The 13548-nt window shown below is 65.0% G+C and carries 11 protein-coding genes; 7 read left to right on the forward strand and 4 right to left on the reverse strand.

Features of this window, described 5'->3' with window-relative positions:
- Positions 1–30 precede the first annotated feature (30 nt).
- The 4 genes from JI743_RS00430 (at position 31) to JI743_RS00445 (ending at position 3767) form a co-directional block, all read left to right on the forward strand.
- Positions 31–816 carry a polyphosphate kinase 2 family protein gene (locus tag JI743_RS00430; RefSeq protein WP_201924864.1) on the forward strand — a complete coding sequence of 262 codons (786 nt, stop codon included), beginning with the start codon at positions 31–33 and terminating at the stop codon, positions 814–816.
- A 42-nt stretch (positions 817–858) separates the two neighbouring features.
- Positions 859–1395: a J domain-containing protein gene (locus tag JI743_RS00435; RefSeq protein ID WP_201924866.1), complete on the forward strand. Its 537-nt coding sequence runs from the start codon at positions 859–861 to the stop codon at positions 1393–1395.
- A 189-nt stretch (positions 1396–1584) separates the two neighbouring features.
- Positions 1585–2691 (forward strand): helix-turn-helix transcriptional regulator, encoded by a 1107-nt coding sequence (locus JI743_RS00440; protein WP_201924867.1) that lies wholly within the window; start codon positions 1585–1587, stop codon positions 2689–2691.
- A 419-nt stretch (positions 2692–3110) separates the two neighbouring features.
- Positions 3111–3767, forward strand: a complete 657-nt coding sequence (locus tag JI743_RS00445; protein WP_201924868.1) for a hypothetical protein — start codon at positions 3111–3113, stop codon at positions 3765–3767.
- 31 nt (positions 3768–3798) lie between these two features.
- Here the strand turns inward: JI743_RS00445 and JI743_RS00450 are convergent, their stop codons facing one another.
- The gene (locus JI743_RS00450; RefSeq protein ID WP_201924869.1) at positions 3799–4107 is read right to left on the reverse strand and encodes a DUF952 domain-containing protein; all 309 of its coding nucleotides are present in this window, start codon (positions 4105–4107) and stop codon (positions 3799–3801) included.
- Positions 4104–6803, reverse strand: a complete 2700-nt coding sequence (gyrA, locus tag JI743_RS00455) for a DNA gyrase subunit A (protein WP_201927183.1) — start codon at positions 6801–6803, stop codon at positions 4104–4106. Before gyrA ends, JI743_RS00450 begins: the two co-directional genes overlap by 4 nt.
- A 253-nt stretch (positions 6804–7056) precedes the next feature.
- On the opposite strand from gyrA, the gene JI743_RS00460 reads away from it, so the two are divergent.
- From JI743_RS00460 to JI743_RS00470, 3 genes are read left to right on the forward strand one after another with little or no spacing between them, the layout of a single operon-like run.
- The gene (locus tag JI743_RS00460; protein ID WP_201924870.1) at positions 7057–8271 is read left to right on the forward strand and encodes a hypothetical protein; all 1215 of its coding nucleotides are present in this window, start codon (positions 7057–7059) and stop codon (positions 8269–8271) included.
- 58 nt (positions 8272–8329) lie between these two features.
- Positions 8330–9286 (forward strand): hypothetical protein, encoded by a 957-nt coding sequence (locus JI743_RS00465; protein WP_201924871.1) that lies wholly within the window; start codon positions 8330–8332, stop codon positions 9284–9286.
- Positions 9283–10656, forward strand: coding sequence for a sensor histidine kinase (locus tag JI743_RS00470; RefSeq protein ID WP_201924873.1), 1374 nt, complete (start codon positions 9283–9285; stop codon positions 10654–10656). The genes JI743_RS00465 and JI743_RS00470 overlap by 4 nt, the downstream gene beginning before the upstream one ends.
- A 55-nt stretch (positions 10657–10711) precedes the next feature.
- Here JI743_RS00470 and JI743_RS00475 read toward each other — a convergent pair whose 3' ends face one another.
- Complete coding sequence (locus tag JI743_RS00475; RefSeq protein WP_201924881.1) at positions 10712–11998, reverse strand: citrate synthase; 1287 nt, start codon at positions 11996–11998, stop codon at positions 10712–10714.
- Positions 11999–12034: 36 nt separating this feature from the next.
- Positions 12035–13489, reverse strand: a complete 1455-nt coding sequence (gltX, locus tag JI743_RS00480; RefSeq protein WP_201924883.1) for a glutamate--tRNA ligase — start codon at positions 13487–13489, stop codon at positions 12035–12037.
- Positions 13490–13548 lie beyond the last annotated feature (59 nt).

Below are 13548 nucleotides of genomic sequence, written 5' to 3' on the forward strand. Positions count from 1 at the left end.
AGCAGCGGCGTTCACGCGAGGGGTTTTGCGATGACGATCGATCTCGCCGACTATGAGTCCGGCGCGAAACTTGACGGCAATTACGGCGAAGCACTGAAGACGCTGCAGGAGCGGCTCGAACGCGTGCAGGCCGCGCATATCACCCATGCACAGCGCAGCGTCATCATGCTCGAAGGCTGGGACGCCGCGGGGAAGGGTGGGATCATCAAGCGGATGACCGCGCTGCTCGACCCGCGGTATTTCGAAGTATGGCCGATCGGTGCGCCGAGCGACGAGGAAAAGGCACGCCATTTTCTGTGGCGCTTCTGGAAGCGGCTGCCCGGCAACCGCGAAATATCGATCTTTGATCGCAGCTGGTACGGCCGCGTCCTCGTCGAACGCGTCGAGGGGTTCGCCAGCGAGGCCGAGTGGCGCAAGGGCTATGACGAGATCAACGAGTTCGAGGCGCAGCTGACCGGGAGCAACACCAACCTCGTCAAGCTGTTCGTTCATGTCACGCAGGACGAACAGGACAAGCGCTTTGCCGACCGGCTCGACAAGCCGTGGAAGCGCTGGAAGACGGGAACCGAGGATTTTCGCAACAGGGCGAAGCGCAAGGCCTATCTGACCGCGCTCGCGGATATGTTCGAGCAGACGGATACGCGCTGGGCGCCGTGGAAGGTGATCGACGGCAACAACAAGAAGGCGGCGCGGATCGCTGCGCTCACCCATGTGGCCGAAGTGCTCGAGGCCGCGGTGCCGATGACGCCGCTCGAACGCGACCCCGCAGTGGTGAAACTGGCCGAAAAGGCGTTCGGCTACGCGCCCAAGGCCTAGGCACGGCTAGCAATCTGCGGCGCCACTCGCTACATCGACGCGATGAGCCGTGCGAAGAGATCCGACGACTGGGGCTTTCCCCGCTGGCGCGCCTATGGCGCGTCGCGTGAGGCGCAGCGCGTGCGTCTCTGCGACCGGCACGGCTGCGAGGCGCCGGGGAAATGTCCCGCGCCCAAATCGCCAAACAGTCCCGAACGCTGGTATTTTTGCGAAGCGCATGCCGCCGAGTATAACCGCGGTTGGGATTATTTTGCGGGACTGTCGGCCGAAGACGCCGCCGAACGCGCTGCCGAGGAAGCACGCGGTGCGCGCAGCTATGCCCGCGCACAGCATTATAGCTGGGGCGGCGCGGGTGACGGCAGCCGCAGCGCCGACGAAATGCGCGCGCTCGAAGTGCTGGGGCTCGACCCCGACGCCGATTTCGACGCGACCAAAAAGGCGTGGCGCGCCTATGCCAAGGAATGCCACCCCGACGTCAAACCCGGCGACGAGGAGGCGGCGAAACGCTTCGCGACGGGACAGGCGGCGTTCGAGGTGCTCAAACAGGCCGAAGAACGCAAAAGCTGGAAGCCGGCGTAAGGAAGGCTTCGCGCTTCCGCGATTGAAACGGTTCGAATGGCAATCGCGGCGCCCCACAGGGTGCCGGATTGGCCAGATCCTGTCCGGCGGACATCGGTTCGTCGCGTTTTGCTAGCAAATTTAGAAACTTCGGCGATAGATCCAATTCAGTCGGGGGATCATGCCCGGCGGGCTTTGCTGGCGGGGGCGATGGAGCGGCGTGCCGAACCGGATTGGGACGAGATTTTCATGCAGGCTGCATTGCAGCCCGAGACATGGCTTGACGCGCTCGACGCGCTGGCGCGGCATACCGGATCGAGCCACGGCCAGTTGATCGGCGTCGGCGGCGCCCGTGAAATTCCGTTCAACCTCGTGACAAATTTCGCACCCGGGCTGGTCGAACATTTTGCCGAGCAAGGCTGGGGCGCGGAAACGCAAAATTTCCGCGTTGCCGCTTCGAACCGGCATGTCGAACGCGGCTATTATGACCCGGTGCTGCACGAGGATCATTACGACGCCGTGATGCCCGGCCTCGCGTCGCTCGAATATGTCGAATGGTGCGAGGAAATCGGCATCCCGTTCGGGTGCCAGACGAATCTGGTCATCGACAAATTCGGCGTCATCGGTCTCGCGACCCTGCGCAACCGCAAGGACGGCCGCACGACCGCGGACCAGCGCAAGCGGTTCGCGTCGGGCGCCACAGCAGCGCGCCGCGCCGTTCGCCTGCAGGAAAAGATCGAGGGTGAGCAGGCAAAGCTGATGGCCGGGGCGTTCGATGCGATCAATGTCAGCGCGTTTATCGTCGATGCGCGCGGGCACCTGCTTGCCCATACGTCGGGGGCGGAAGCTCTATTGAAATCGGGCGACGTCCGGCTCGCCGGGGCGTCGATCGATGCCGCGGGAGCACCGTTGACGCTTGGCCAGGCGGTGCAGGCGCTCATCGTCGATGACGGGTTCGATCATGTGCGGACGAGCTTGCCGGTCCGGCGCAACCGTCCCGCCGTCATTATCGAAGGATTCCGCTTGCCGCGGCGCGACTGGTCGCTCGGCAAATTGCCCCACGCCATTCTCGTCGCGAGCGGCCCCAAGCGCGATCGGTCGGGCGTCGCGCTCTATCTGTCCGCAATCTATCGGCTCAGTCCCGCGGAAGCCGACATTGCCGTGCGCCTGTTCGAGGGAAAGCCGCGCACGCAAATCGCGGACGAGCGGGGAGTGACGCCCGAAACGCTGCGTGGGCAGATCAAGCAGATTTACCTCAAATGTGCGGTCGACGGCGAGGCCGAGTTGATGCGGCTTCTCGCTCCTGTGCTCGGCTGACCATCCCCCTTGAGGGGGATGAACGGCCCGCGCAATCCAAATAAGCATCGGCTTGCCAAGGGTTAAGGCTCTCGCAGTCTCGCCCGCCAACAAGGATGAGCGTGGGGGCACCATCCGATTCCTGCCGCTCGCCGCGACCCCGAGCGACAGGGCAAGGGTCCTCGACAGCGTTGTGCTGTGTGCGGCCTGGAAGAGCTCCGCCAGCGATGGCGGGGCTCTTTTCGCAAATATGAGGTCCGGGAGCATGCAGCGCCGAAGTTCGGAAGGGCGTGGCCGGCGGGCGATCGCCGAACAATCTGTTCGGGCCGCTTGCCGATCCGCCCCAGCCTGCTACGCAATGCAAAAGGGACGATATGGCAAATCCTTGGGCGACGGACCGACGACAGCCATTCTATCCGGGGATCGGACTCGCGGGACTCGTGGTCATCGCCTTGGGTTTCGGCGTCACTTATGGGTTGCCGATGGCGCGGGGGACCTTTGCGGCGCCGTGGTTCGTGCATCTCCACGGCGCTTCGGCGCTAACTTGGGTGCTTCTCTATATCGCGCAATCTGTGCTGGTGAGCACCGGTCGAACGTCGATTCATCGCCGCCTGGGGTTAAGTGCCCTCCCGGTGGCGGCCGCCATCTGGGCCAGCGGCATCGCAACCGCGATCTGGGCTGCCCGGAGGGACCTGCCCGAAATGGGAACGATCGCCACGTCGAGCGTGGCGGGGACGTTGACGGGACTCAGCCTCTTTTTGATCATTGTGTTGGCGGCGCTCGCCCTGCGGCGTCGACCCGATTGGCATAAGCGGCTCGTCACACTGGCGACCATTCACTTGTTGTGGCCCGCTTTCTTCCGCCTGCGGCATTTGTTCCCGATGATTCCAAACCCCGAGATTACCCTGGCGCTTGTGGCGGCTTATGCGCCGATTTTGATCGCGGTGTTTCGCGACTATCGGCGTTTCGGGGCAATTCACCCGGTATGGCTCTTTGTGGCGCCCGCGCTCTTCATCGAGCAGAGCCTAGAAGTGGCGTTTTTCGACCAGGGGCCGCATCGCTCATTTGGCGCAGCCCTGTTCAAGTTGCTGACCTAGGGATCGACGCGTTCGCGCTAGGGTCCGCACCCTAGTGGCGCGGTCGCGCGCCAATCACCGCTTCGATCGGCAGGTCGCCGTAGATGTGCGGAAACAGATCGCCGTCGCGCGCCGCTTCCCAGCGTATCGTGTCGGCGACCTTGGTCAGGTCGACCTCGGCAATGATCAGTCGCTTCTGGCCCGCAAAATGCTTGGCAAGCGTGCCATTGAGCTGTTCGGCGGTCGAAAGGTGGATATAGCCGTCGGCGATGTCCACCGGCGCGCCGCGAAAGACGCGGTCGCGCTCGAACACCGCCCACTGCTCGGCGGTCAGGATCTTGAACGCGGTGGTGGCGGTCATTCGGGCGCGGCTTCGGCCGAAGCTTCCGCGTCGGTGCCTTCCGCTTCCTCTTCGCTATCCTCGATCAGCGCCGCCGACACGACATGTTCACCCTCGGCGACGTCGAACAACCGCACGCCCGCCGAACCGCGGCCAATGACGCGCAGACTGTCGAGCCCCATACGGATCAGCTTTGCCTGGTCGGTGACGAGCATGAGTTGGTGCGCCTGCGTCGCGGGGAAGCTCGCGACGACGGGGCCGTTGCGGCCAATATTGTCGATGTTGGTAATGCCCTGGCCGCCGCGGCCGGTGCGGCGATATTCGAATGCCGACGACAGCTTGCCATAGCCATTGGCGCATACCGTGAGGATGAACTGTTCGCGTTCGGCGAGGAAGGCGTGACGTTCGTCGTTCATCTTGCGCGGCTGGCGGTCGGGATCTTCGCCCTTCCACGGCGCATGGCGCAGATAATCCTCGCGTTCCTCCTGATCGGCGATGCCGACCTTGTGGAGGATCGACAGCGAAATCACCTCGTCACCCTTTGCCAGCTTCATGCCCCGGACGCCGGTCGAATTGCGGCTCTGGAACTCGCGCACATCGTCGCCGGCAAAGCGGATTGCCTTGCCCTGCCGCGTCGCGAGCAGCACGTCGTCGCTCTCGTCGAGCAATGCGACGCCGATCAGCCGGTCGTCCTCGTCATCGCCCTCGAACTTCATCGCGATCTTGCCGTTCGAGGGGACGTTGGTGAAGGCGTCCATGCTGTTGCGGCGCACGCTGCCCTTCGCGGTCGCGAACATGACGTGGAGCTTGCCCCATTCTTCCTCATCCTCGGGCAGCGGGAGAACGGTCGAAATCGTCTCACCCTGCGCGAGCGGGAGCAGGTTGACCATCGGACGGCCGCGCGTTGCGGGGCCGCCTTCGGGCAGGCGCCACACTTTCATGCGATAGACCTTGCCGGCGGTCGAGAAGAAGAGGACCGGCGTGTGCGTCGAGGTGACGAACAACTCGGTGACGACATCCTCGTCCTTGGTCGCCATGCCCGCGCGGCCCTTGCCACCGCGGCGCTGGGCGCGGAAAGTGTCGAGCGGGGTCCGCTTGATATAGCCGTCGAGGGTAACGGTCACGACCATCTCCTCGCGCTCGATCAGATCCTCGTCCTCGATCCCGTCGGCGGCAGGAGCCATCAGCGTCCGGCGCGGTGTCGCGAATTCGTCGCGCACCGCAACGAGTTCCTCGCGGATCACCGCATAAAGTTTCGCGCGGTCGGCGAGGATCGACAAAAGTTCCTCGATCTCGGTCGCGAGCGCCTTGAGTTCGTTGCCGATGTCGTCGCGGCCAAGTGCGGTCAGTCGGTGGAGGCGAAGGTCAAGGATCGCCTTTACCTGCGCTTCGGAAAGGCTGTAGCTCGCTGCCTCTTCCATCTCGCCCTCGATCGCTTCGACCAGACGGATGTAGGGGGCGATTTCGCCCATCGGCCATTCGCGGGCGATCAGTGCCTCGCGTGCGGCAGCGGGGTTGGGGGCGCCGCGGATAATGCGGACGACTTCGTCGAGGTTCGAGACCGCGACGACAAGGCCGAGCAAGATGTGCGCCCGATCACGCGCCTTGGCGAGTTCGAACTTGCAGCGGCGGGTAATCACCTCTTCGCGGAACGCGATGAAGGCGGTCAGAATGTCCTTGAGCCCCATCATCTCCGGGCGACCGCCGCGGATTGCGAGCATGTTCGCGGGGAAGCTCGACTGCGCCGGCGTGTGGCGCCAGAGCTGGTTGAGCACGACGTCGGGTGTCGCGTCGCGTTTCAGGTCGATGACCACGCGCACGCCCTCGCGATTGGTTTCGTCGCGGATATCGGCGACGCCCTCGATCCGCTTGTCGCGCGCGGCCTCGGCAATCTTTTCGACAAGGCCCGATTTGCCGACCTGATAGGGGATGGAGGTGAGGACGATCGAACGGCGATCGCCGCGTCCTTCTTCAATCTCATGCGTGGCGCGCATCATGATCGAGCCGCGGCCGGTGGCATAGGCATTGCGCGCGCCGCCTTGGCCAAGAATCATCGCGCCGGTCGGAAAATCGGGACCGGGGACAATCGCCATCAACTCTTCGAGCGTGATGGCAGGATTGTCGATCGTCGCGAGCGTCGCGTTGATGACCTCGCCAAGATTGTGCGGCGGGATGTTCGTCGCCATACCGACCGCGATACCGCCGGCGCCATTGACGAGCAGGTTCGGAAAGCGCGCGGGAAGCACGGTCGGTTCGCTTTCCGAGCCGTCATAATTGGGCTGGAAGTCGACCGTTTCCTTGTCGAGGTCGTCGAGCAGCGTGATCGCGACCTTGGCGAGGCGCGATTCAGTGTAACGCATCGCTGCCGGCGGATCGGGGTCCATCGACCCGAAATTGCCCTGACCGTCGATCAGCGGGACGCTCATCGACCAATCCTGCGTCATGCGCGCCAGGGCGTCGTAGATCGAGCTGTCACCGTGCGGGTGATATTTACCCATGACATCGCCGACGATGCGCGCCGACTTGCGATAGGGCTTGCTGGCGACATAGCCGCTTTCATAGGCCGAATAGAGAATTCGGCGATGCACCGGCTTGAGGCCGTCGCGCACGTCGGGGAGTGCGCGGCTGATGATCACGCTCATCGCGTAATCAAGATAGGACGTCTTCATTTCATCGACGATGTTGATCGACGAAATCCCATCGTCCGACGGCGGCATAGGCGAATTTTCTTCGGTCAAGACCCGGCCTTTTTCTTCTTTTCGGGAGATGCTTTTTGCCTAGCCGATGGGCGCTGCGAAGGCCAGCGATTCGGACGGTTTTCGACGATTTTTTTGCGCCCGGATACGCGGTTGAAGCGCGCGCTTTGGCATCGCGGGCGGCAACATTCCGGCGCAACATCGCGGCTTGCCAATTGTGCCTTCGGCCCTAAAGCTTTTGGGCGATGTTTTTTTGCCATTTTCGGGGGGACAAGTGGCCCTGATCGCGCTGGTCGGAGCGACTGAGACGCTGCCCGACGGCGGACTCCGCGCGCTGGTAACGGTGGCCGGCGAAACGCTGATCGAACGACAGGCGGCGCGCCTCGCCGACGTCGGCGTGACGCAGATCGCCGTCGCGGTCGGTGCGGTGCCGTCCGAGTTGCTCGCGACCTGCGATCGCATCCGGCGTCGCGGGTTGACCGTCACGCCGGTACGGAGTGCGGCCGACCTGCTCGCCATGGTGCGCGCCGACGACCGCCTCCTGCTCGTCGCGGACGGATTGCGTGCGGGTCCGACGCATTATGCGGCCATTGCGCGTCCCGGTTCGCCCGCAATTCTCGTCACCGGCGACACGGTGCTCACGCAGGGGTTCGAGCGTATCGACGCGGCGCGGCGCTGGGGCGGGCTTGCAAACATATCGCAGCCGATGGTCGCCGAACTCGCGGCAATGCCGGGCGAGTGGGATATGATGCTGACCTTGCTGCGCGTCGCGGTGCAGGCGGGATCGCGGCGGCTCTATTGCGAGCCGGCGTTGTTCGAGCAGGGTGAGATCGCGATTGTCGCCGACCGCCCGACAGCGGCGGCGATCGAGCAGTCGAGCCTCCAGCAGGTCGAATATGGCGGCATGGGGTTCGGCCGGTCGGCGTTCCTGATGCCGCTGGTGCGCTTGGCGGGGCCGCTGGTCGTCCGCTCGCCGCTGACCGCACGCTATCTTCCGGTCGTCACGGGGCTGCTGTGGATTGCGGCGGCCGCGCTGGCGGGCAGCGGCCTGGCGGCGGCGGGGGCCCTTGTCGCCGTGACCGGTGGGCTGGGGCTCGCCGCCATGCGCTTCCTGTCCGCCTTTCGCGCCGAAAGCGCCGCGCACGACCGCGCTCGCGCCACAATTCGTGCGTTCGGTTTGATACTGCTCGCCTTTTTCCCGTGGCTGGTGTCGCTCGGCGGACCCACGCCCGCCGCGCCAAGCTATTCCGAAGCGGCGCTCGCACCCTGCCTTGCCGCCGCCATCCTGCTGGCGCGCGCCCTTTATGAGGATGTGGGCGAAAAGCGGCGGTTTCATTGGCTTTTGCCCGATGCCGAGCAGGCATGGATCATGCTCGCACCCGCGCTGCTGTTCGGAATCGCGACGTTGATGTTCGCAATCCTGCCGCTATTGGCGCTGCTCCAGATCCTCGTCTGGCTCCGCTTCGCTCGTCGCCCGCAAGTGCAGTAAAACAGCGGCGTTCAAGGTTTAGCGCGTATTAACGCTAAGCTGATATTGGCCATCGTGCATGATTGAACCCTTTCCCTCGTCCGGCATCGATCTGCCGTCGCCGACGCTGTCGGCGCGCCTGCGCGAGCTGGGCGACTATCTGGCGGCGCCGTCCGTGGGGAGGCTGACCGAGGAACAGCGCGCGCTGGCGCTGGGCATTGCTCGGCGTCTGATCGCCGACATAGCCGCGCAGCTCGACGTCGGGATCGATGCCGCGGCGCTGTGGAGCGACTGGCTGCGCGGCGGCATTCCGTCGGCACAGCGCATCGCCGTCGCCTGTTTTGCGCGCGCCGAAGAGCATCGCTGGCGCGGGCAGATCGCCCAGTTGGGTAGGGAAACGCCGACAGCCGACGATGCTGGCGCCGAGATCGCAGAGGACGCGGCCGAGGCCATATCGAGCGACGTCGACCGCACCGCGCTCGCGCTGCGGATTGCCGATCGCCGTCGCTTCGACGGGCAGGGCAACCCCTGTATCGCGCTTGTCGACCTCGACGCCGATGTCCGTCGCGCCTTGCTCCTCGACGTGGCGGCGTGGCAACTCGCCCGGTCCAGTGCAGACGTGGACGGTGCTGCGCTGTTGGGCGAGGCCGTGAGGTCCGCCATCGAGGCCGCGCCGAACGATCATGGCATCGATCATGCGGCTGCGGCTTATCGTGCCGCGCTCGGCCCGGACATCGGCAGAGCGTCCGCGATCGCGATCGCACGCCATGACTGGCCGTCGCTGATTGCGCTGGCTGCGGTCGAAACGCAGCGAAGCTATGGCGCGATGGCGATCGCGCTGCTGACGGCCGAGATTGCGTCGCTGCCAGCGTTGCTCGCGCCGTTGGGACTCGACCGACGCACGATTGCGCCTCTTGAAGTATCGCTGACCATGCTTCCTGCGCGCGCGGTGTCGGGCGCCAATGCCGGGGATGAACCGGCCGCGCGGCTCGCCGCATTCTCTTCCGTCGACGGTCTGCCGGGGGACGGCGCATGACGACGGAGCGGATCGTCCGCGCCCGGATCGACCAGTCGGGCACGCTCGTGAGTGCGGACACGCCGTTGCTCCGCCTTCAGCAGCGCGCGGGCGGCGGCCTCGACCGGCCGCTCGCGCTGCCGCAGCTGGCGCGGCTCGTCGCACTGGCGCAGCGGCTCGGGCGCGAAGTCACCCGGCCGCTTTATGCAGCCGACGATCATAGCGACATCCATGCGATCGTTCGCATCCTTCCCGATGACGACGGCGCAAACCTGGAAATCAGCGATTGGCGGACGCGGCCCATCGTCGATCCGCAGCGCTCGCTGGCGGCCGGCGCCATTTCCGACCCGCGCGGATGGACCTGGGAATGCGACCAGCAACTGCGTCTAGTGGCCTTGCGTTCGGGATCGGACGCGCCCCCGGTTCCCGCGGGGTGGGAGGGTCGATCGCTGTCCGAAGTGTTCGAATTGCAACCCGACGACGACGGGAATTTCCCCGTTCTGCGCGCTTTGGCACGGCAAGCGCATTTTGAGGGGCAGCGGGTCCGCATCGCGACGCCCGACGCGCGCGTCGGCATGGCGCTGTCGGGCGATCCGGTTTTCGACGGCACGCGACGCTTCACGGGCTTTCGCGGCAGCGTTGCGCCCTTCGAGGCGAGTGACGAGGCCGTGGTGGCGCCTGCAACCGACCCGGCGTTCGGATCGCTCCCGCTGTCCGACCCGCAATTCGGGCGGCGTATCGACGGCGCGCTGCGCGGTCCGCTGAGCCGTATCATCGCGACAGCCGAGACAATTTCGGGACAGTTCGACGGTCCAATTCGTGCCGATTATGCGCGCTACGCCGGCGATATTGCCCATGCCGGGCGTCACCTGCTGGGGCTGGTCGACGATCTTGCCGACCTTCAGAACATCGAGCGTCCGGGGTTCAAGGCGGCGCGCGACGAAATCGACCTTGGCGACCTTGCGCGTCGCGCGGTCGGGTTGCTGGCGATGAAGGCAGAGGAAAAGAACATCCGCATCGATGCGCCGCGCAAGGACGATCTGATGCCGGCAACGGGCGAGTTTCGCCGGGTGCTGCAGATTCTGCTCAATCTGATCGGCAATGCGATCCGCTATTCGCCCGACCATTCGCAGATATGGATTCGCCTCGATCGTGAAGGCGACCGGGCGACAGTGACCGTTGCTGACCAAGGGCAGGGGATGTCGGCGGAAGACCAAACTGTCGTGTTCAACAAGTTCGAGCGATTGGGGCGCACCGACGGCGGCGGATCGGGGCTTGGTCTCTACATCGCGCGCCGCCTCGCGCTCGCGATGGACGGCGACCTTGCGGTCGACAGCGCCCCCGGGCAGGGCGCGCGCTTCACACTGAGCCTTCCCGCGCGCGACGGATAAAAAAGGGCGGCGCCGTTGCCGGCACCGCCCTCGCAAATCGTTGGTTTGTCGTGGCTTAGCGCTTGTCCACCGGAACATAAGGTCGCTGCGTCGGGCCGGTGTAGAGCTGGCGCGGGCGACCGATCTTCTGCGCGGGGTCCGAGATCATCTCGTTCCACTGCGCGACCCAGCCGACGGTGCGTGCGAGCGCGAAGAGCGCGGTGAACATCGTCGTCGGGAAACCGATCGCCGACAGGATGACGCCCGAATAGAAATCGACGTTCGGAAAGAGCTTCTTTTCGGCGAAGTAATCGTCGCTGAGCGCCATTTCTTCGAGTTGCAGCGCAACCTCGAAGACCGGATCGTTGACCTTGAGTGCCGCGAACACCTCGCGCACCGTCTTCTGCATCACGGTCGCGCGCGGGTCGTAATTCTTGTAGACGCGGTGGCCGAAGCCCATCAGGCGAAACGGATCGTCCTTGTCCTTCGCGCGCGCGATATATTCGGGGATGCGCTCCGGACGGCCGATTTCGCGCAGCATGTTGAGCGCCGCCTCGTTGGCGCCGCCATGCGCGGGCCCCCACAGGCAGGCGATGCCCGCCGCGATGCACGCAAAGGGATTGGCGCCCGACGAGCCCGCGAGGCGGACGGTCGAGGTCGAGGCATTCTGCTCATGATCGGCGTGCAGGATGAAGATGCGGTCGAGCGCGCGTTCGACGGCGGGGTGAATTTCGTAATCTTCGGCCGGAACGGCAAATGTCATGTTCAGGAAATTGCCGGTGTAGCTCAGATCGTTGCGCGGATAGATGAAGGGCTGACCCACCGAATATTTGTATGCCATCGCCGCGATCGTCGGCATTTTGGCGATCAAGCGGTGGCTCGCGATCATGCGCTGATGCGGGTCCTGGATGTCGGTCGAGTCGTGGTAGAAGGCCGACAATGCGCCGACGACGCCGCACATGATCGCCATCGGGTGGGCGTCGCGGCGGAAACCGCGATAGAAGGTCGCGAGCTGTTCGTGCAGCATCGTGTGACGGGTGATCGTATTGTCGAAATGCGCCAGCGCGTCGGCCGAGGGGAGTTCCCCGTTGAGGAGGAGGTAGGCGACCTCCATGAAGCTTGAATGCTCGGCAAGTTCGCCAATCGGATAGCCGCGGTGGAGCAGCACGCCTTCGTCGCCGTCGATATAGGTCAGCTTCGATTCGCAGCTGGCGGTCGACGTAAAGCCCGGATCATAGGTGAAAGCGCCGGTCTGGCCGTAGAATTTGCGGATGTCGACGACGTCGGGGCCGACGCTGCCCTTGAGAACCGGGCTATCGACGCTGGTGTCCCCCAGGGTGATCGTGGCGGTCTGGTCGGTCATTCTTGTCCCCTGTTATGACGGCGAGAGAGAGATTGGCTACGCCCCTGCCGGATAATGTTGCGCTGCGTCAAGTCGCGCGAGGCTGGTATCGCGCCCGAGCAGGAGCAGCACGTCGAAAATTCCCGGGGAAACCGTTCGGCCAGTCAGCGCAGCGCGCAAGGGTTGCGCCAGCTTGCCGAGCCCCAGTTCGGCAGCTTCGGCTTCGGCGCGCACCGCCGCTTCCAGCTCTTCTGTTGTCCAATCGTCAATTTCGCACAGACGCTTCGCCGTGGCGGCGAGCAGTCCTTGCGGCGCTGCCTTTAGCACCTCGACCGCCTTCTCGTCCATCTTCAACGGGTCGGGAAGGAACAGGAAGACGGCGCCTTCGGCGATCTCGTCGAGCGTCCTGGCGCGCGGTTTGAGAGCATCCATCGCCCGCGCGAGCAAATCGCGGTCGGCGCCGTCGAGCGGGCGGTCCACGCGTTTTGCGACTCGCGGCGCGACAAGATCGGCAAGGCGGTCATTATCGGCTTCGCGCAGATAGTGGCCGTTGAGATTTTCCAGCTTTTTGAAGTCGAAGCGCGACGGCGACCGCCCGACATGGTCGAGATCGAACCATTCGACCGCCTGTTCGCGGCTGATGATTTCGGCATCGCCATGCCCCCAGCCGAGGCGGAGGAGATAATTGTTCACCGCTTCGGGCAGATAGCCCATGTCGTCGCGATAGGCGTCGACGCCGAGCGCCCCGTGCCGTTTCGACAGTTTCGCGCCGTCGGCGCCGTGAATCAGCGGCACATGCGCATAGACGGGCTCGCGCCACTCCATCGCGCGGATCAGCGCGAGCTGGCGAAACGCGTTGTTGAGGTGATCGTCGCCACGGATGACGTGGGTGACCCCCATGTCGTTATCGTCGACGACGACGCTGAGCATATAGGTCGGGGTGCCGTCGCTCCGCAGCAGGATGAAATCGTCGAGTTCGGCGTTCTGGACGGTGACGTCGCCCTGGACGCGGTCCGGTATCGTCACCGCGCCGTCCTGCGGCGCGCGGAGGCGAAGGACGTGCGGCGCGGCGGGATCGCCGTCGTCGCGGTCGCGCCACGGGCTGCGCACGCGGAAAGGCATGCGTTTTTCCTGCGCCTCGGCGCGCATGGCGGCGAGTTCGTCCTGGGTCAGGTAGCAGCGATAGGCCGCCCCTTTGGCGAGCAGTTCGTGCGCGACTGCCGCGTGGCGATCGGCGCGCGCGAACTGGAACACCGTTTCGCCGTCCCAGTCGAGATCGAGCCAGCGCATCCCGTCGAGAATCGCCTCGATCGCCGGCTCGGTCGAGCGCGCGCGGTCGGTGTCCTCGATCCGCAGCAGGAACTTACCGCCGTGATGGCGCGCGAACAGCCAGTTGAACAGCGCGGTGCGTGCGCCGCCGATGTGCAGAAAACCGGTGGGCGAGGGCGCAAAGCGCGTCACGACGTCGGCGCCGGTCGCTTCTGCCAGATCGGTTGGATTTTCGGTTGCCACGCTGGTTTCTTTCACTCAGTTTGCCGCGCGCGCCGATTGGGCGGAACGGGGATCGGGGG

The sequence above is a fragment of the Sphingopyxis jiangsuensis genome, from assembly GCF_016734905.1.
GTDB lineage: Bacteria > Pseudomonadota > Alphaproteobacteria > Sphingomonadales > Sphingomonadaceae > Sphingopyxis > Sphingopyxis jiangsuensis.